20 protein-coding genes are annotated in these 18,097 nt (G+C 69.3%); 15 read left to right on the top strand and 5 right to left on the bottom strand.

The features are described from left to right. Positions 1-10: 10 nt before the first annotated feature. From AB0M48_RS43355 to mnmA, 6 genes are all read left to right on the top strand, one after another. Positions 11-964 (top strand): electron transfer flavoprotein subunit alpha/FixB family protein, encoded by a 954-nt coding sequence (locus AB0M48_RS43355; protein ID WP_363854511.1) that lies wholly within the window; start codon positions 11-13, stop codon positions 962-964. Positions 965-1,211: 247 nt separating this feature from the next. Continuing rightward, positions 1,212-1,985 carry a GNAT family N-acyltransferase gene (locus AB0M48_RS43360; RefSeq protein WP_363854514.1) on the top strand — a complete coding sequence of 258 codons (774 nt, stop codon included), beginning with the start codon at positions 1,212-1,214 and terminating at the stop codon, positions 1,983-1,985. Further along, positions 1,982-2,854 carry a lysophospholipid acyltransferase family protein gene (locus AB0M48_RS43365; RefSeq protein WP_363854517.1) on the top strand — a complete coding sequence of 291 codons (873 nt, stop codon included), beginning with the start codon at positions 1,982-1,984 and terminating at the stop codon, positions 2,852-2,854. Before AB0M48_RS43360 ends, AB0M48_RS43365 begins: the two co-directional genes overlap by 4 nt. Beyond that, entirely contained in the window at positions 2,811-4,154 is a 1,344-nt protein-coding gene (locus tag AB0M48_RS43370) for an MFS transporter (protein WP_363854520.1), read from the top strand. Before AB0M48_RS43365 ends, AB0M48_RS43370 begins: the two co-directional genes overlap by 44 nt. Beyond that, positions 4,154-5,329 (top strand): cysteine desulfurase family protein, encoded by a 1,176-nt coding sequence (locus AB0M48_RS43375; RefSeq protein WP_363854523.1) that lies wholly within the window; start codon positions 4,154-4,156, stop codon positions 5,327-5,329. Before AB0M48_RS43370 ends, AB0M48_RS43375 begins: the two co-directional genes overlap by 1 nt. Beyond that, positions 5,326-6,408 (top strand): tRNA 2-thiouridine(34) synthase MnmA, encoded by a 1,083-nt coding sequence (gene mnmA / locus AB0M48_RS43380; protein ID WP_363854525.1) that lies wholly within the window; start codon positions 5,326-5,328, stop codon positions 6,406-6,408. The genes AB0M48_RS43375 and mnmA overlap by 4 nt, the downstream gene beginning before the upstream one ends. A gap of 322 nt (positions 6,409-6,730) precedes the next feature. Here mnmA and AB0M48_RS43385 read toward each other — a convergent pair whose 3' ends face one another. Both AB0M48_RS43385 and AB0M48_RS43390 read right to left on the bottom strand, forming a co-directional pair. Continuing rightward, positions 6,731-7,582, bottom strand: coding sequence for a serine/threonine dehydratase (locus AB0M48_RS43385; RefSeq protein ID WP_363854528.1), 852 nt, complete (start codon positions 7,580-7,582; stop codon positions 6,731-6,733). Continuing rightward, positions 7,579-8,082 carry a DUF6584 family protein gene (locus AB0M48_RS43390; RefSeq protein ID WP_363854530.1) on the bottom strand — a complete coding sequence of 168 codons (504 nt, stop codon included), beginning with the start codon at positions 8,080-8,082 and terminating at the stop codon, positions 7,579-7,581. Before AB0M48_RS43390 ends, AB0M48_RS43385 begins: the two co-directional genes overlap by 4 nt. Positions 8,083-8,118: 36 nt before the next feature. Between AB0M48_RS43390 and AB0M48_RS43395 the strand changes: the two genes are divergently transcribed. Together AB0M48_RS43395 and AB0M48_RS43400 are read left to right on the top strand one after the other, a co-directional pair. Continuing rightward, on the top strand, positions 8,119-9,261 hold the full coding sequence (locus AB0M48_RS43395; protein ID WP_363854533.1) for a hypothetical protein: 1,143 nt from the start codon (positions 8,119-8,121) through the stop codon (positions 9,259-9,261). A gap of 38 nt (positions 9,262-9,299) precedes the next feature. Beyond that, complete coding sequence (locus tag AB0M48_RS43400) at positions 9,300-9,698, top strand: hypothetical protein (protein ID WP_363854536.1); 399 nt, start codon at positions 9,300-9,302, stop codon at positions 9,696-9,698. On the opposite strand, the gene paaI is transcribed toward AB0M48_RS43400, so the two are convergent. After that, positions 9,637-10,023 (bottom strand): hydroxyphenylacetyl-CoA thioesterase PaaI, encoded by a 387-nt coding sequence (paaI, locus tag AB0M48_RS43405; protein WP_363854539.1) that lies wholly within the window; start codon positions 10,021-10,023, stop codon positions 9,637-9,639. The two genes, AB0M48_RS43400 and paaI, sit on opposite strands and share 62 nt — an antisense overlap. A gap of 91 nt (positions 10,024-10,114) precedes the next feature. Next, the gene (locus tag AB0M48_RS43410) at positions 10,115-10,552 is read right to left on the bottom strand and encodes a cellulose binding domain-containing protein (protein ID WP_363854541.1); all 438 of its coding nucleotides are present in this window, start codon (positions 10,550-10,552) and stop codon (positions 10,115-10,117) included. A 74-nt stretch (positions 10,553-10,626) separates the two neighbouring features. Here AB0M48_RS43410 and AB0M48_RS43415 point away from each other — a divergent pair, with 74 nt between their 5' ends. The 3 genes from AB0M48_RS43415 (at position 10,627) to AB0M48_RS43425 (ending at position 14,760) form a co-directional block, all read left to right on the top strand. Then, a complete protein-coding gene (locus AB0M48_RS43415) occupies positions 10,627-11,628 on the top strand; it encodes a methionine synthase (protein ID WP_363854544.1) in 1,002 nt (333 codons plus the stop codon). 92 nt (positions 11,629-11,720) lie between these two features. Further along, complete coding sequence (locus AB0M48_RS43420; protein WP_363854547.1) at positions 11,721-13,574, top strand: glycoside hydrolase family 9 protein; 1,854 nt, start codon at positions 11,721-11,723, stop codon at positions 13,572-13,574. A gap of 91 nt (positions 13,575-13,665) precedes the next feature. Further along, on the top strand, positions 13,666-14,760 hold the full coding sequence (locus AB0M48_RS43425; protein WP_363854550.1) for a hypothetical protein: 1,095 nt from the start codon (positions 13,666-13,668) through the stop codon (positions 14,758-14,760). Here the strand turns inward: AB0M48_RS43425 and AB0M48_RS43430 are convergent. Then, positions 14,747-15,226: an N-acetyltransferase gene (locus tag AB0M48_RS43430; RefSeq protein ID WP_363854553.1), complete on the bottom strand. Its 480-nt coding sequence runs from the start codon at positions 15,224-15,226 to the stop codon at positions 14,747-14,749. The genes AB0M48_RS43425 and AB0M48_RS43430 overlap by 14 nt on opposite strands. A gap of 64 nt (positions 15,227-15,290) precedes the next feature. Between AB0M48_RS43430 and AB0M48_RS43435 the strand changes: the two genes are divergently transcribed. From AB0M48_RS43435 to AB0M48_RS43450, 4 genes are all read left to right on the top strand, one after another. Next, positions 15,291-15,812 carry a hypothetical protein gene (locus tag AB0M48_RS43435; RefSeq protein ID WP_363854556.1) on the top strand — a complete coding sequence of 174 codons (522 nt, stop codon included), beginning with the start codon at positions 15,291-15,293 and terminating at the stop codon, positions 15,810-15,812. Continuing rightward, positions 15,809-16,366, top strand: a complete 558-nt coding sequence (locus AB0M48_RS43440; protein ID WP_363854558.1) for a YdeI/OmpD-associated family protein — start codon at positions 15,809-15,811, stop codon at positions 16,364-16,366. Before AB0M48_RS43435 ends, AB0M48_RS43440 begins: the two co-directional genes overlap by 4 nt. Before the next feature lie 5 nt (positions 16,367-16,371). Then, positions 16,372-17,025, top strand: coding sequence for a hypothetical protein (locus AB0M48_RS43445; RefSeq protein ID WP_363854561.1), 654 nt, complete (start codon positions 16,372-16,374; stop codon positions 17,023-17,025). 182 nt (positions 17,026-17,207) lie between these two features. After that, positions 17,208-18,097 (top strand): transposase (locus AB0M48_RS43450; RefSeq protein ID WP_363854563.1); only part of this gene is annotated, 890 nt, incomplete at its 3' end.

Genomic DNA, 18,097 nt, shown 5'->3' on the forward strand with positions numbered 1-18,097 from the left:
AGGGGAAGTCATGTCTGAAGTTCTGGTTCTGGTCGACCACGTCGACGGCGAGGTCAAGAAGGTCAGCTACGAGCTGCTGACGGCCGCGCGCCGCCTGGGCACTCCGGCCGCAGTGGTCGTGGGCGCTCCCGGCACCGCGTCGAAGATCCGCGAGTCGCTGGGCAAGTACGGCGCCGCGAAGGTCTACGCCGTCGAGTCCGACGACGCCGCCGGCTTCCTCACGACCCCGAAGGTCGACGCGCTGGCCGCACTCGTCCCGAACGCGTCCGCGGTGCTCGTCTCCGCGACGATCGAGGGCAAGGAGGTCGCGGGCCGTCTCGCCGCGCGCATCGACTCCGGCTGGCTGGTCGACGTCGTGGACGTCGAGGCCGACGGTACCGGCGTGCAGTCCATCTTCGGTGGCGCGTTCGTCGTCAAGGCGAAGGTCAGCAAGGGCACCCCGGTCATCACCGTCCGCCCCGGCGGCGTGGAGTCCGAGGAGTCCGCCGCGGACGCCGTGCTGGACGAGTCGGTCTCCATCTCCGTGGACACCGCCAAGTCCGCCCGCATCACGTCGCGTGAAGCCGTCGTCGGCGGCGACCGCCCGGAGCTGACGGAGGCCTCGGTCGTCGTCTCCGGTGGTCGTGGTGTCGGCTCGGCCGAGAAGTTCTCCGTCGTCGAGGAGCTCGCCGACTCGCTCGGTGCCGCCGTCGGTGCCTCGCGCGCCGCCGTCGACTCGGGCTACTACCCGCACCAGTTCCAGGTGGGCCAGACCGGTAAGACGGTCTCGCCGCAGCTGTACGTGGCGCTGGGCATCTCCGGTGCCATCCAGCACCGCGCGGGCATGCAGACCTCGAAGACGATCGTCGCGGTCAACAAGGACCCCGAGGCGCCGATCTTCGAGATCGCCGACTTCGGTGTCGTGGGCGACCTGTTCAACGTCGCGCCGCAGCTGACCGAGGACGTCAGGAAGCGCAAGGGCTGAGCACTTCAGTCCGGTAGAACGGCCGTCCCGCCCTCGTGGCGGGGCGGCCGTTCGTCATTCCCCCGTCGGACCGGCGCATGATCTGCTGGAACGGCCCGCAACGCGGCCGTCGTGACCGTCTCGCAATCGGAACCGCCGCACATCACCCCGACGGAGTGCGGCACTACCTCGGGTTAACCCGACTGCCACTGACCGGCCATCGTTCTGACCTGCTGCGATTAGCCAACCCGGCTTCACCCTGGTTCGCATGACGCAGCCGGAACTGCTTGTCAGCACCCCCGTCCAGCAGGACGGGGACGCACCCCGCTACTCCCTCCTCGTCGCCCGTGACAGCGACGAGGTCGTCGCCGCGCAGAGACTGCGCTACGAGGTGTTCGCCGGTGAGATGGGGGCGACGCTGCACACCAGCGTGCCCGGCCACGACGTGGACGAGTTCGACGAGTACTGCGACCACCTCGTGGTGCGCGACGACCGCACCGGCGAGATCGTCGGCGGGTACCGGATGCTGCCGCCGGAGCGCGCCAAGGAGGCCGGGCGGCTCTACGGCGACGGCGAGTTCGACCTGACCAACCTCGACGACATCCGGAGCTCCACGGTCGAGACCGGCCGCTCGTGCGTGCACCCCGACCACCGCAACGGTGCCGTCGTCAGCCTCGTGTGGGCCGGTATCGCGCGGTACATGCTGCTCAGCGGCCACAAGTGGCTCGTCGGGTGCGCGTCCATCCCGCTGCAGGACGGTGGCAGCTTCGCGGCCGGTGTCTGGGACACGGTGCACGCCAAGCACTACGCGCCCGAGCAGTACCGGGTCACGCCGCACAACCCGTGGGACGTCGACGCGATCGCGCGGCCGGACAAGACCGTGCTGCCGCCGCTGCTCAAGGGCTATCTGCGGCTCGGCGCCAAGATCTGCGGACGGCCCGCGCTCGACGCGGACTTCGGCGTCGCCGACCTCTTCATCCTGCTCGGCATGGACCACGTGGACCAGCGCTACCTGAAGTTCTTCCTGGGGGAGACGTCATGAGCCACGCCTGGATGCCCGCGTCGCCCTGCGGTGACGGGTGCGTCGGCAGTGCGCCCGGCGAGGTCGGCAAGCTCCGGCAGACCTGGCGCGCGGTCACGGCGATCACCGCGATCCTGTGCGGCGCGTGGATCGCCCTGGCGCTGCTGCTGCCGGGCAAGCAGCGTGAAAGCGTTGTCCGCCTGTGGTTCCACGCCATCCTCCGGGCGTTCGGCGTGAGGCTGGAAGTGCACGGCGCCCGGAAGTTCCAGGAGATCCCGAAGCGCGGTGTGCTCGTCGCGAGCAACCACGTGTCGTGGCTCGACGAGCTCGCGATCGACTCGGTGCAGCCGGTCAAGATCGTCGCCAAGAAGGACATCAAGAGCTGGCCCGTGCTCGGCCCGATCATCACCGCGGTGGGCACGGTCTACCTCGACCGCGAGAAGCTGCGCGAGCTGCCGCAGACCGTGAACGAGCTGGCCAGGACCCTGCGCAACGGCAGCGCGGTCGCCATCCACGCCGAGGGCACGACGTGGTGCGGGCTCGCGTCCGGGCACTACAAGCCGGCCCTGTTCCAGGCGGCGCTCGACGCCGGCGTGCCGGTGCGGCCGATCGTGCTGCGCTACCGGATCGGCGACCACCTGACGACGCAGCCCGCGTTCGTCGGCAGCGACACGCTGATCGACTCGATCCGCCGGGTGATCAAAGTCCGCGATCTGGTCGTCGAGGTCCACGTGCTGGACGAGATCGCTCCCGGACGCGCCGGAACCCGCCGCGAACTAGCGAAACTTGCCGAAGAGCAATCAAACCGCTTGACCTCGACCGAGCTGGAGATTGCACCATCTACAGGTGACTCTCACCGCGCCCGTCCCGTCTCGCCTCTGGTCGCCTGAACGCCGCTGGCCCACGACGGGCATCCTGCTGCTGGTCACGCTCGTCGCCTTCGAGGTGATGGGCGTCGGCACCGCGATGCCCACCATGGTCCGCGAGCTGAAGGGCGAGGCGCTGTACGCGTGGCCTTTCCTCGCGAACCTCGCGGCGAGCGTGATGGCGACCGTCTTCTCCGGACGGCTCTCGGACCGCAGAGGCCCCAAGCCCGCGATCCTGATCGGCGTGGTCCTGTTCCTCGCCGGGCTCGTGGTCGCGGGCATCGCCGAGAACATGGCGGTGCTGCTCGCCGGCCGGGTGTTGCAGGGCTTCGGCGTGGGCTTCCTGATCGTCGCGATCTACGTGCTGATCGCGCTCGTCTACCCCGAGGACGACCGGCCCGCCGTGTTCGGCGCGCTGTCCGCGGCCTGGGTGGTGCCGTCGATGGTGGGGCCGGCGGTCGCGGGCTGGGCGACCGAGCACCTCACGTGGCGGCTGGTGTTCGTCGGCATCGTGCCGTTGGTGCTCATCGGCAGCGTGCTGCTCGTTCCCGTGCTCAAGAAGCTTCCGCCGCACGCTGACACGCCGCCGCAACGCAAGTACCTGCCTGTCGCGGCCGTGGCGGTCGGTCTGGGCGTGGCGGGCCTGAGCTGGTCACTGCAGCACCGCACCTGGTGGATGCTCGTGGTCGCGTTGCTGCTGCTCGCGCCCGCACTGCGCATCCTGCTCCCCAAGGGCACGCTCCTCGCCCGGCGCGGCCTCCCGGTCACGATCCTGGCGCGCGGCCTGCTCGCGGGCACGTTCTTCGCGGTGGAGGGCTTCATCCCGTTGACGCTGACCGTCGTGCACGGCTACTCGCCCCTGGAGGCGGGCATTCCGCTCACGCTGAGCGCGCTCGGCTGGGCGAGCGCGTCGATGTGGGCGTCGCGGCACCCCGAGATCGAGCGCCACACGCTCGTTCGCGCCGGGTTCCTGCTCTCCGCGACCGGCATCGCGGCCGTGACGCTCATCGCACCCACGTGGGGGCCCGCCCACCTGACGCTGGTCTTCTGGGCCGTCGCGGGTGCGGGCATGGGCGTCGCGACATCCAGCGTGGGCGTGCTGATGATGGCCGCATCACCCGAGGCCGACCGGGGTTTCAACTCGGCGGCGCTGCAGATCTCGGACATGCTCTTCTCCGGGGCCATGATCGGACTCGGTGGTGTGCTCGTCGTGGCGACGGCGCCGACCGCGGGCGTGGTGGTGCTCAACCTGTCGATGGCGGCGTTGGCGGTGCTGGGAGCGATTCTGACCGGGCCCCGGATGCGGGCTACCCTGAAGGCCTGATGGCTTATCTCGACCACGCGGCCACGACGCCCATGCACCCGCAGGCGGTCGCGGCCATGACCGAGGCGTTGTCCACCACGGGCAACGCCTCGTCGCTGCACACCTCCGGCAGGCGGGCGCGGCGGGCGATCGAGGAAGCCCGCGAGAACATCGCCGACGCCCTGGGCGCCCGGCCGTCCGAGGTGCTGTTCACCGGCGGCGGCACGGAGAGCGACAACCTCGCGGTCAAGGGCATCTACTGGGCCAGTGGCCGTCGTCGTGTGCTGGCCTCGGCCGTGGAGCACCACGCCGTGCTGGACGCCGTCGAGTGGCTGGAGCAGCAGGGCGCCGAGGTCACCTGGCTGCCCACCGACCGCTTCGGGCGGGTGTCGCCGGAGTCGGTGGCCGAGGCTCTGGACGCGTCCGACGACGTCGCGCTCGTCACCACGATGTGGGCGAACAACGAGGTCGGCACCATCAACCCCGTGCACGAGATCGCTGCCGTGTGCGCCGCACGCGGTGTGCCGTTCCACACGGACGCGGTGCAGGCCGTGGGTGCGGTCCCGGTCGGCTTCGCCGCGTCCGGCGCCTCCGCGCTGACCATGACCGGCCACAAGGTCGGCGGTCCCTATGGCGTGGGCGTGCTGCTGCTGGCGCGGGACGTGAAGTGCACGCCGTTGATGCACGGCGGCGGCCAGGAACGCGACGTGCGGTCCGGCACCCTCGACGTGCCGTCGATCGTCGGCCTGGCGCGCGCGGTGCGGATCTCGGTGGAGGAACAGGCTTCCCGGGCCGTCGAGATCGCGGCGCTGAGGGACGAGCTGATCGCGTCGGTGCGAGCGGTGGTGCCGGACGTGATCGTGAACGGCGACCCGGTGGACCGCCTGCCGGGCAACGCGCACCTGACGTTCCCCGGCTGTGAGGGCGACAGCCTGCTGATGCTGCTCGACGCCCGCGGTGTCGAGTGCTCGACGGGCTCCGCGTGCACGGCCGGCGTCGCACAACCGAGCCACGTGTTGCTCGCGATGGGCGTCGAACCGGCGCTGGCGCGCGGCTCCCTGCGGTTCTCGCTCGGGCACACGTCGACGCACGCGGACGTGGAAAAACTGGTGTCGGTCATCGGACCGGTGGTGGAGAGGGCCCGCACGGCGGGCCTGGCAGGCATGAGGCGTTCCCGGAAGGTGGTCAAGCAGTGAAGGTCCTCGCGGCGATGAGCGGTGGTGTCGATTCCGCGGTGGCGGCGGCGCGCGCCGTCGAAGCGGGACACGACGTGACGGGCGTGCACCTGGCGTTGTCGGCAAAGCCCGGCACCCTGCGCACCGGCGCGCGTGGCTGCTGCACCGTCGAAGACGCCCACGACGCTCGTCGCGCGGCCGACCTCATGGGCATCCCGTTCTACGTCTGGGACTTCGCCGAGCGCTTCACCGAAGAGGTCGTCGAGGACTTCGTCGCGGAGTACGCGGCCGGTCGCACGCCGAACCCGTGCCTGCGCTGCAACGAGCGGATCAAGTTCGAGGCGCTGCTCGACAAGGCGATCGCCCTCGGCTTCGACGCCGTCTGCACCGGCCACTACGCGCGCCTGCAGATGGTCGACGGCCGTCCCGAGCTGCGCCGTTCCGCTGACCTCGGCAAGGACCAGTCGTACGTGCTGGCGTCGCTGACCGCGGACCAGCTCGCGCACGCGATGTTCCCGCTGGGCGACACGACGAAGGACGACGTGCGCGTCGAGGCGGCGTCGCGGGGGCTGTCGGTCGCGAAGAAGCCGGACAGCCACGACATCTGCTTCATCCCGGACGGCGACACGCAGAAGTTCCTGGCGGGCCGCATGGAGACCAAGCCGGGCCTGCTGATCGACGACGCGACCGGCGCGGTGCTGGGCCGCCATGCGGGCGTGCACGAGTTCACCGTGGGACAGCGCAAGGGCCTCGGGATCGACGGTCCCGCCGCCGACGGCCGCCCGCGGTACGTGCTGGCGCTGGAGCCGGTGTCGGGCAACGTGCGGGTCGGCGCGGTCGAAAAGCTCGCGGTCACGGGGATTTCCGCTTCGTCGCCGGTCGCCCACGTCGAGCTCGACGGGCCTGTCGAGTGTGTAGCGCAGGTGCGTGCGCACGGCGGCACGGCTCCGGCCGTCGCCGAACTGGTCGACGGTGTGCTGCGGGTGCAGTTGCGCGAACCGCTGAAGGGCGTCGCGCCCGGCCAGGCCGTGGCGATCTACCGCGAGGACGCGGCGGGCGACATCGTCCTGGCCAGCGCGACCATCGACGCCACGAGCTAAATCGCTTGTAGGGCCGGGAAAGCGGATCTAGTGGCGTGGCCCGGACGTTGCCGGGGGAATTCGCGGTCAGACGGGGGCGGTGCCGCGAGGCGCCCTGCCGAGCGTGAATTGCCTCGCCAACGTCCGGGTCGCGCCACTAGCGTTCGCTGCGTGACGTTCATTGACACGGAGTTCGACCTCGCCGCGCGGGCTCGGAGCGCGTTTCGGTGCTTCGTCAGTCCTGCGGACCGGCGGAAGCTGAGCGCTCAGGCCCGTCGCGACGACATGCCGGTGTGGGTCGTGTCGCCGCTGCGGCGACTGGGGGCGCGCCGGTTCCGGCGGGCTAGCTGGGACGCCACTCCGAGTTCGCTCCGCACAGGAGCACGCAGGGCAGCTCACTCGACACATCGCCCCTGAGGAACGCCGCGAACGCCGCCGCGCCCGCCGGTTCGACCGCGATCCGGAACTCCTCCCACAGCCGGTCACGTGCCGCGAGGATCTCCTCGTCGGTGACCAGGGCTGAGGAAACGTGGTGCTGTTGCAGGATTTCCAGCGACAGCGAGCCTGCGCGCGTGGCGCCGAGCGCGTCCGCGGCGACGGAGTCCACCACCGAGTCGACGGGTTCGCCGGCGGCCAGCGCGTTGTGCATGGCACAGCAGTTCTCGGGTTCCACGGCGATGATGTGACGCCCGCCCGAGGCCAGTGCGGCGCCCGCGACGAGTCCGCCGCCGCCGACCGCGACGAAGATCGTGTCGACGTCCGGGGCGTCCTCGACGATCTCCTGGGTGACCGTGGACTGGCCTTCGATCACCGTGGCGTCGTTGTACGCCTCGACGTAGGGCAGATCGAGCTCGCGGGCGGCCGCGGCGGCTTCCGCGTAGGTGTTGCCGTGGCGGATCAGCTTGGCGCCCAACGCTTCGATGCGCCGCGTCTTGGTCTCGGGCGCGGTCACCGGGACGAACACGGTGGCGTGCGCGCCGAGCAGTTGCGCGGCCTGGGCGACGGCGATGCCGTGGTTGCCGCCCGACGCGGTGACGACCTCGGAGACGTCCAGCGACAGCAGCGTGTTCACCGCGCCGCGGAGCTTGAACGAGCCGGTGAGCTGCAGGTGCTCCAGTTTGAACACGAGCGGTCGCCCGTCGGCGGACACGCGCATGATCGGGGTGCGGCGGACGTACTGCGACAACGTTCTCATGAGACCAGCTTCCACAAGAACTGCACGAGAGTCACGATGCCCAGCAGGAAACACACCAGGACGAACGTGCCGCCGGCCATGACGATCAGGCAGGCGCCCCAGGACGTCTCCTCGCTCGGGGTGGCGTCCAGGTCGTGCTGGAGCTCCACCCGCGCCTCCTGGTACAGCGACGCGAGGCGGGTGCGGGCCGTCTCGGTCGGGGCCTCGTCGACGCGGCCCTGCCATGAGAGCGCGACCAGACGGGCGTCCGCGCGGCGGTAGGCCCGTTCGAAGGCCAGGAGCTCGTCGGGGTTCCGATCTTCGGAGAGGTAGGTCCAGCGACCTGCCTGAGCCGGCTGGCCGAGCACGCGGTACACCTCGGCGAGGCGTTCACGCAGGTCAAGCCGCTGCGGGTAGGTGCCCACGAGTCCCGCGACGCGCTGACGTGCGCGCAGGACGCTGGCGAGGTCGCCTCTGTGCAACTCCTCGGCCGCTTTGTGGAGCGTCAGCTCTACCGGCATGAAGATTAGTTTTGCAGGTAGGGCTAGCTTTGACCCGTGTTCGGCCTATCGCTGCTGGTCTCCGGGCTCGCCTGGTGGCTCGGTCTGTACCTGCTCGCCCGCGACCCCCGCAAGCCGCTGTTGTGGTGGGCCGGCGCGGGGATGATCGGCTATTCGGCGGCGGTCGTCGCGCCGAATCCCGTGCTCCTCGCGGTGCCGGCGCTGGCCTGGACGGGTGCGGTCCTGTTGCTCGCCCGTCCCGAGTTGATCAGGTGGTGGCTCCTCGCGCTGCTGCCCTTCTTCGCCGCGTCGTTCTTCGTACGGTGGGTCGTGTTGCTTCCGCTGGCCGCGGCCACGGTCCTAGCCATAAGAAAACGTGCTTACTTTTCACTCGTTGGAGTGATGTTCGGGCTCTCGGCAGGTGCGTTCCTGCTGGGACTGCTGCCCGACGCGATCACGCTGCCGTCGCTCGGGTTCGACGTGGTGGTCTTCGGCGTCCTCGTCGCCGTCACGGACGCGGTCGAGGAGGGCGAGGCGATCCGCGCCGACATGCTGCGGTCACTGGTCATCTCGGCCTTCACCGCCGTCCTGTTCGGATCGCAGGTCATCTTCTTCGGCGGGCCGGACCTCCTCGTCTTCACGACCGTGGCGGCGGCGATCGCGGTCCAGGTGCTCGCGAACCCGCTCGCGTCCGTGGTCGACCGTCTCGCCGTGCCGTCCGTAGCGGCGGAACGCGCCGAACTCCGCGACGCCGCCGAGTCGTTGCCCAAACGCCGGCCGCTGGTGACCGAGGACGCCGCCGAGTTCGCGCGCCTCACCCGCAAGGCGCTCAGCCACTACGGCGATCTCGGAAAGCTCGTCGCCAGCCCGCTGATCGCCCTGACCGACGACGGTCCGCCACTCGACCGGGCCGCGCAGTTGAAAAGCATGCTGCTCGCGAGCATTCAACGGCTCAAGCCTGTGGACGGCGATTTCGGCACGAGCGATGAATGGCGTTACTACAACGCCGTGTACTTCTACTACGTGAAGGGAATCCGGCCGTATTCGGTCCGGACCAAACGCGAGGACCTCGACGCCGAAGATCGCCGTGCCCTGCAGTGGTTCGTGACACAGGTGCCGGAGCGGACGCTGCACAACTGGCAGAACGCCGCAGCACGCCTGGTCGCGGCCGACCTGATGGCAGGAGTTGGCAGCACATGACGTGGCTTTGGCAGCGTTGACCGGGCGATCGTCGGGCCATGTTGAAATTCGCCTTGAAACTCGATGGTGTCGCTTCGTTCGCACTGGGTCTGCTGACCGTGCTGATTCGCCCGGAAATCGGAATGCCGGTGGGCTGGCAGATCGGACTCGGTTCTTTCTGCGTGGTCTACGGCATGGGCGTGTTCTTCTTGGGAACCCGCGCCACCCCTGACCGCCGAATCGTGCTGCTGGTCATCATCGGCAACCTGGTCTGGGCCGCGGACAGCATCCTGACCGCGGAACTGGCGTGGTTCCCGCTCACCGGCACCGGCGTCGCGCTCGTGCTGGCCCAGGGCCTCGCGGTGCTCGGCTTCGCGGTCCTGCAGTTCATCGGCCTCAGGCGTGAAGGGTCCGCGAGCGACCGCGGAACTCAGCCACGATCTCGCTCCCTCGCCTGACCGTGATGTCGTAGATCCCGCTGCGGCCGAACCGGGTCCGTTCCACCGCCTCCGCCACCAGCTCGTCGCCCTCGTGCACGGGCCGGATGAAGTCGATCTCGGCCGTGGCGGCGACGGTGACGGACCCGGCCCTGTTGCAGGCGCAGGCGAACGCGGTGTCCGCCAGCAGGAACACGTAGCCCCCGTGCGCGATGCCGTGGCCGTTGATCATGTTCTCCGCGACCGTCATCCGCAGCAGCGCGTACCCGTCGCGCAGTTCGACGGCCTCGATGCCCAGGGCGGTGGAGGCCTTGTCGGCGGCGAGCATCTCGGCAGGACCATTCATTCGTGGCAGCCTAATCACTCTCGCGGTGGTGTCACGCGGTGTTCGAATCGACTTACTGTCCGGATGCGTGATCGTTCAACATCGGAGGTGGTCATCGTGGGTGGTTGTTCTTGCTGTGGCGGGTGCACGGGTCCGGGCTGCGGATGCTGCAGCTCTTGCTAACTGCTTCGGATGTGTGAAGGCCGTTGCGGGAACCGAAGTTCCCGCAACGGCCTTCTTCCCGCAGGGGTGAATCAGCCCGTGCAGGTCTTGAACATGTTCGTGAATTCCCAGTCGGCCTGGGATTCCACTGCGCGTGGGCCCAGTAAGAGCCGACGGACGCGCCGGCGAGGTCGAACTCCAGCTTCCACCCGGACAACGCGGTGGAGCCCGCGCTGACCGTGAACTTGCCCTGGTGGCCGGAGCCCCAGGACGAGTCCTGGCTGAACGCGGCGGCAGGGGAGGAAGGGAGTGGTGCAGGACCGCGGGGCGCGTCGCAGTCCTGCACCACGTACAGGGAGGCGCCCACGTTCAGCGCCTGCTCGATCACGGTAAGTGGCCTAGACCATAGCGTCAATGGGTCTAGACCTCTTCTGTCCGCCGGACAGTGGAACAATTCGGAGGGTGCGTGGAGCAACTGGAATCGGATCGCTGCCCGGAACCGACATCGACGAGGCGGCGCGCGTCGTCGTAGGAGAGCTGCCTGAGCTGCCGCACGTCCCGGAGCTGCCTGGCCGGGGAGTCGGCGCGGACATGATCGGCCGCACCGCCGGCCTGCTGGTCGACCTGGCGATCGAGGTCATCACGTCCGGCTACCGCGTGACCCCGCGCGCCGGCCGTGACCACCGCCGTGCCGTCGACCTGCTGCGAGGCGACCTGGACGCGTTCGACGAGGCGCTGGAACGCGCGGGTGCGCGGCCTGAGACGGTCAAGGTGCAGGCGGCCGGGCCGTGGACGCTGATGTCGAACATCGAACTGATGCGCGGCCATCGGGTGCTCACCGACCCTGGAGCCGTGAAGGAGTTCGCCGCGTCGCTCGCGGAGGGGCTCAAGCAACACGCGGCCGAGGTCGCCAAGCGCACCAAGGCGAAGGTCGTCGTGCAGCTCGACGAACCGGGGCTGCCCGCCGTTCTGCAGGGCCTGCTGCCGACGCCGTCCCAGCTCGGCACCGTGGCCGCCGTTCCGGGGCCGGACGCCCGTGCGGTGCTCGCCACCGTCATCGACGCGTTGAAGGACCACGAGGTGGTGGTGCACTGCTGCGCGCCGCACCCTCCGCTGACGCTGCTCCGCGAGGCGGGCGCCACGGCGATCGCGTTCGACGCGACGTTGATCAAGGGGGCAGAAGCGCTCGACGAGATCGGCGAGACGTGGCAGGCGGGCACGACGCTGGCGCTCGGGCTGGTGCCGAGCACGGACCCCGGCGCGCCGGTCTCGCTCAAGGACGTCGGGCAGCGGGCGTTCACCCTGGTCGACCGTCTCGGCTTCCCTCGGTCGATCCTGGCCGAGCAGGCGCTGCCGACTCCGACCTGCGGACTAGCCGGTGCGTCGGCCACTTGGGTCAAGCGCGCGCTCTCGCTGACGCGTGATCTCTCCCTGGCGTTTTCGGAGCCGCCCGAGGGCTGGTGATGTCCGGTTTGTGGGGCTAGTCTGCTGCGAACTATTAGGAAACTTTCTTAACCGAAGGCCGAACGCCGAGGCCTGGACCGGGAGTTCCCCTCATGCGCATCAGACGTGCGGCCCTCGTTGCCGCAGTGCTCACAGGTGTGGTCGTGGCGCCTGCCCAGGCCGCTCCCACCGGCCAGATCCGGCTGGATCAGGTCGGGTTCGGCACCTCCGAGCAGAAGCACGCCTACGTGCTCGGGGGCGCCGCGAACACCAAGTTCTCCGTCGTGGACAGCCGCGGCCGGACCGTGCTGACCGGCAGGACGGGTGCGTCGACGGGCTCGTGGAGCGACAGGTTCCCCGCGGTGCACCCGATCGACTTCTCGGCACTGAAGAGGTCCGGGACGTACCGGATCAAGGTCGGCACGACGACCTCTCCGGTGTTCGAGGTCGACTCGCTGAAGAGGCTGTTCGCGCCGGTCGCGCACAACACCGTCGAGTTCTTCCAGGCGCAGCGCGACGGTGCCGACGTCATCCCGGGCAGGCTGAACCGCAAGCCCGCGCACCTCACCGACCGCGAGGCGCTCGTCTACGAGGCACCGGTGTTCGCGGGCGAGGGCGGCGACCAGATCGCGGCGCCGCTCAAGCCCACGGGCGACAAGGTCGACCTCGAAGGCGGCTGGTTCGACGCCGGTGACTTCGTGAAGTTCACGCACGCCTCGTCGTACTCGACCGCGTCGATGCTGCTGGCGTTGCGCAACAAGCACGACGCCGCGCTCTACGACGAGGCCAAGTTCGGCCTCAAGTGGCTCGACAAGGCGTTCGACGAGAAGACCGGCACGCTCTACGCGCAGGTCGGCATCGGCACCGGCTCCGAGGAGTTCGGTTTCGTCGGCGACCACGACGTGTGGCGCCTGCCCGAGGCCGACGACAAGCTGAACGTCAAGCCTGGCGACAGCGAGTACTTCATCAAGTACCGCCCCGTCTTCCGCGCGAACGTCGCCGGCGAGAAGATCAGCCCGAACCTGGTCGGCCGCGTGGCCGGTTCGTTCGCGCTGGCCGCGCAGATCGAGGCCGACCGCAACCCGCGTGCCGCCCGTGCGTACCTGGACAAGGCCGCGCAGCTCTTCGCGCTGGCCAAGACCGAGAACGTCGGCGAGCTCGTGACGGCGTTCCCGCACGCGTACTATCCCGAGGAGTCGTGGACCGACGACATGGAGTTCGGCGCGACGCAGCTCGCGCTGGCCGCCAAGGCGTTGCACGACAAGCGTTACGGGCAGTTCGCCCGCGCGGCCGCGCACTGGGCCAAGGAGTTCCTCGCGACGCAGGACCCGGACACGCTCAACGTCTACAACATCTCCGCGCTCGGCCACGCCGACCTCGCGAAGCTGCTGAAGAAGGGCATCCCGGGCGCCGAGGTGACCGAGAAGCAGATCATCGGCGACATCCAGCGCCAGCTGCAGAAGGGCGCGGACGCGGCGAAGACTTCGCCGTTCCGCACCGCCGCCAACGTCGAGACCTGGGACGTCGGCTCGCGCACGTTCGGCTACATCACCACCGCCGCGCTGTACCAGAAGCTCACCGGCTCGAAGGAGTACGAGACCTTCGGCACGCAGCAGCGCGGCTTCGCCCTCGGCACCAACGCCTGGGGCACCTCGCTGATCGTCGGCGTCGGCACGAAGTTCCCCGAGTGCCCGCACCACCAGGCGGCGAACCTCTCCGGCTCGACGAACGGTGGCTCGAAGGTGCTGGTCGGCGCCGTGATCAACGGCCCGAACGACGCAACGCTCTTCGGTGACCTCGGTGAGATGCCGCCTGGTTCCGTCAGCTGCACCAAGCCGTACACGCTGGAGTTCAACTCCGCGAAGTCCGTGTTCGCCGACGACCTGCGCTCGTGGCCGAGCTCCGAGCCGGCCATCGACTTCACGGCGACGGGCGTGCTCGGCTTCTCGCTGATCGCCCACTCCTGAGTGGCGCCGGTGCGAGCCTGGGTGTCCAATTCGGACTGTGCTCAGGCTCGCGCTGGTTCTCGTTTTGCTCATGTCTGTTACGGCACATGCCTTGCCGTTGGACGTGAAGTGCCGAGTTCCCGGCGTGCACGACGCGGACGTCATCCGCGCCGTGCACGCCGCTGGTCTTTCTCTGCGCGTGAGCGACAAGGTGATGCTCGCCGGATTCGAGGCCGGGTGGGTCGAGTCGCACATGAACAACCTGCCGTGCGGTGACCGCGACTCGTTGGGCGTGTTCCAGCAGCGGCCGTCGATGGGGTGGGGAACGCCCGAGCAGATCATGGACGTGTCCTACGCGGCGCGGCGGTTCTTCGAGTACGCGATGCGCGTGGACCGGCCGGAACTCTCCGCAGGCCTGCTCGCCGACGCGGTGCAGCGGTCCTGCTGCCCGCAGCGGTACGACCAGGCAGAGGCACGTGCCGAGTCGATGCTGCGGCAGGCGTGGCAGGGCGGGCCCGAGGTCGTCGGCGGCGTCGTCCACGTGGTGGCGGACGGCGACGTCTGGGCTGATCTCTCGCGGCTGAGCACCTCGGGTGACTTCGTCGGACGCCCTGCGGTGGCTGGACGCTCCGTGTACGCGCGGACGGCTCGCGGCGAGGTCAGGGCGTTGGCGGGCGGCGCCGCACGGATGGTGGCCTCGGGCGTGGCCGGCGATCCCGAGGCGGTGGCTCGTCCTGACGGAACGGTGGACCTGTACGCCGTGCTGGCCGACGGCAGCGTCGCGAAATTGTCAGACCTGCCTGAGACGATTGGGATGGGGGGCGGATCCCCCCAGGGGGCCCGCCAGTCCGGATCGATTCCGAACTGGCAGGCGTTGAGCCCGGCAGGCTTCGCGGCGGGCAAGCCGTCCGTCGTCGCCCACCCGGACGGGTCCGTGGCCGTCTACGTCAGGTCCGGCGACAAGCTCATGGCCGGCGCCGCCGGCAGGTGGCGCGAGATCGCCCAGAACCTCGAAGCCTCACCCGAAGCGGTTCTCCGTCCAGACGGGACGGTCGGCATCTACACCCTGATCGGCGGACGCCCGCACCGCCTCACCGTCACCTGGGAACCGTGGGGCGAAGCCCGTTTCATCGACACCGTGTCCGCGCAGCCCGACGGCACGGTCTACGCGTGCACTGCCGAAGGCGACGTGCTCAAAGCCGGTTGAACGGCTCCGCGTACCGGAACGCGCCCGGAGGCACCTCCTCGAAGAGCCGGGCCTGGAAGTGCGGTTCCCACGCGGGATCCGGCGGCGTGATCCCGAACTCCGAAGCGAGCCTGAAGCCGAACCGCGAGTAGTAGGCAGGCGAACCCAGCAGGATGACCGCGCGCTCGCCGCGGGCCTCGGCCGCGCCGAGAACCGCGTGCATCAACGCCGATCCGATACCGGCGCGCTGATGCGAAGGGTGCACGGCGATCGGCCCGAGCCCGAGAGCGGGCACCTCGCCGACGTACCCGCGCGTGCACACGACGTGGCCCAGCACGGCGTTCTCCACCAGCGAGAACTCCGGGATCCAGCCCTCGTCCGCGCGCAACCAGTCGATCAGCGGAGCCTCCGGCCCGTCCTTGAACGCGAGGTTCGTGACGGTGCGGATGGCGTCGATGTCTGCGGGTGTCTCCCGCCGGATCAGCATGAGCCGCACTGTGGCCAAACGCGTCGTCGGGCGCCACTCAGTTTTCGGCCCCATAATCCCCAGCGTGGTCGTGAGACAGACCTTGATGGTGTGCGTACTTGCCGTGCTGGCCTATCTCGGCGTGTGGTGGGCGTTCAGCGGAACCGACGAACCCGCGCGGTCGGCGCCGGAGTCGCTGTTCCTCACCGACTACTCCAAGGCGGTGAAGGGCATCTGCGTGAGGTTCAGCGGTCCCGGCGAGAACGACCAGGGCCTCACGATCATCGACTGCCGGGGCGACCGGGCCGCGCTGAAGGTCGGGACCGTCCTGGCCGAGACGAGTGGCAAGTGCCCGCGCGGTGACTACAAGGTGTTGCGCGACACGAGGCACAACGCGGCGCTGTGCCTGCTGCCCAACGCCGAGCGGGGCGACTGCTTCGAGCTCGACACCGACGACCTGCAACGGTCCGTCGTGTCCAAGTTCGACTGCGCGGCGCCGCGGGTGAACGTGCAGGTCGTCGACATAGCTGACGAAAGTTGCCCCGCAGAGGCCGAACTCGGTGTTCCCTATGAGGACATGACGCTCTGCCTGAGGAGGGTGCGTTGATCGTCTTCGAGGGTCCCGCCGAGTTCGACGCCTGGCTGCACGAGAACGGCGCGAACGAGACCGAGCTGTGGCTCAAGTACGCGAAGAAGGGCTCGGGGATCAAGACGATCACCTATGCCGAGGCGCTCGACGTCGCCTTGTGCCACGGGTGGATCGATGGACTCACACGGTCCATCGACGAGACCTACTACTCGCAGCGCTGGACGCCGCGTACGGCGCGCAGCAAGTGGTCCAAGCGCAACTGCGCCAAGGTCGAGGAACTGATCGCCGCGGGCAAGATGTTGCCGGCGGGCCTGGCCGAGATCGAGAAGGCCAAAGCGGACGGACGCTGGGACGCGGCCTACGCGGGACCGGCGACGATCGAGGTGCCGGACGACCTCACCGAAGCGCTGAAGGCCAACCCGAAGGCAGCCGAGTTCTTCAAGACGCTCAACAGTCGGAACAGGTACGCCGTGCTGCTGCGCATCCACGACGCGAAGAGGCCGGAGACACGGCAGAAGCGCATCGCCCAGTTCGTTGAAATGCTGGCGGACGGCCGAAAGCTCTACTCTTGAGAATCATGAAGTGGTTCCGCCGCCGCAAAGCCGAAGACGTCGCTCCGACCCACCTGCCGAACGCCGAGGAAGCGGCGCAACGCTTCTGGGAACGGTGGTTCGAGCTGGTACCGGTGGTCAGCGCGGCGCTCGGCGACGGCGAACCGCACCGCGTCGAGGACGACCTCAAGGACCTGGTGAGCGCGTTGCACCCGGACCTGGTGTTCTCGCTCGAACAGGGCCACATGGCCATGTACGCGCTGGTGATCACCGGTCAGGAAGACCCGAGGCTGCGCCCGTACACCGACGCGTGGATCAACGCCGCGCCGCCGTCGGACATGGTGTGGGAGTTCCACGACTCCGTGCCGCCGGTGCCGGACCCGACCGAGGTGATCGTGAACCTCGGCCAGGTGAGGATGCGGCTGGGCGACTACCGCGTGGTGGCCCAGGTGGACGGTGACGTCGTGGACGTCGCGGTCTACCACCCGGCGCTGGCCGGCCTGAGCGACCAGCACCGGCAGACGATGACGTTCCTGCCCCTGGACGTCACTCTGGGCGAGCGGCTGGCGGGGGAGCGGCTGCGGCGCGTGGAGACCGCGGAACTGGAGCCGCAGGGCACGATCAGCCTGCTGGAGCTGCGGTCGCTGGTGCGCGAACTCGCCGGGCAGGCGGAGCGCTGAAAACTGCCTGTCGGGGAGGGAACTGGACTCCGTCAAGAGCGTCTGAGCGGAGCCGGGTATGTCCAAGCGCGGTGCGCAGATTGGCAGTCCTGCGTGGTGGTCGTCAGGGTGTGCCCGGTAGGTTGTGGTTGGTGCGAACGGCGTACAAGTGCCGGGCTTACCCGACCCCTGAGCAGGCTGCGGTGTTGAACCGCACGTTCGGGTGTGTGCGTCTGGTGTGGAACAAGACCCTGGGTGAGCGGAACCACCGCTACCGCGCCGAGGGTGTGCGCACGTCGTACCGGCAGACCGATGCGGCGCTGACCGGGTGGAAACGCACCGAGGAACTCGCGTTTCTGTCGGAGGTGTCCTCGGTTCCGCTGCAGCAGACGCTGCGCCACCAGCACACCGCGTTCGGCAACTTCTTCGCCGGGCGCACCCGCTTCCCCAGGTTCAAGTCCCGTACCGGGCGGCAGAGCGCGCACTACACCCGCTCGGCGTTCCGGATGCGCGAGGGCGTGCTGACACTGGCCAGGACCAGCACACCGCTGCGGTTCGTGTGGTCGTTCGGCGGCGTGGATCTTGCCGCGCTGGACCCGACGATGGTGGTGGTGTCGCGCGAGCCGGACGGCCGCTGGTACGTGGCGTTCGCCATCGACACCACCGAGCCCGCCCCGGCTGAGCCCGCCGGGCACGCGATCGGCGTCGACCTCGGCCTCACAGACCTGGTGGTGACCAGTGACGGTGAGCGGATCGCGAACCCGCGGCACCTGGCCCGCAAGGCCCGCAATCTGGCCCGCTACCAGCGACGGATGGCCCGCTGCGAGCGTGGTAGCGGCAACCGCCGCAAGGCCAGGGCCAAGGTCGCCCGCGCCCACCGCAAGGTCCGCAACGCCCGGCAGGATTTCCTGCACCGCACCACCACGGCTCTGGTGCGCTCGGCCAACGTGATCGCGATCGAGGACCTGTCGGTCAGGAACATGGTGCGCAACCGCCACCTCGCCCGTGCCATCTCCGACGCGGGCTGGGGCGAGTTGCGCAGGCAGCTGGAGTACAAGTGCGACCGGGCCGGCCGCACACTGGTCGTGATCGA

The organism is Lentzea sp. NPDC051208, from assembly GCF_040682435.1.
In the GTDB taxonomy this organism is placed as follows: domain Bacteria; phylum Actinomycetota; class Actinomycetes; order Mycobacteriales; family Pseudonocardiaceae; genus Lentzea; species Lentzea kristufekii.